Genomic DNA, 267 nt, shown 5'->3' with positions numbered 1-267 from the left:
GTTCCCGCCGTCATCGACGCCGCCTGGAAGGCGATCGGTGCCAAGGGTGGTGATGTTCGCACGGCCTGGGAAGGTCGCCTGGCAAATGCTTCGGAAGGCGCTGAATTTTTGCGGCGTATGGCGGGCGAACTGCCGGCTGGCTTCTCGCTCGACGCCTATATCGACAGCCTGATCGCCAACCCGCAGAAGGTCGCCACCCGCAAAGCCAGCGAACTGGCGCTGGGCGCGATCAACGATCTGCTGCCCGAAACCGTCGGCGGCTCGGCC

General features: G+C 65.5%; 1 pseudogene. It reads left to right on the top strand.

Going from position 1 to position 267, the window contains the following annotated elements:
- A pseudogene (locus ACFC20_RS17555) lies at positions 1 to 267 on the top strand (transketolase); the annotation flags it as partial.

The sequence above is a fragment of the Marinobacter sp. genome, from assembly GCF_041984545.1.
Lineage (GTDB): Bacteria > Pseudomonadota > Gammaproteobacteria > Pseudomonadales > Oleiphilaceae > Marinobacter.
This window is presented reverse-complemented; position numbering and strand designations above follow the sequence as displayed.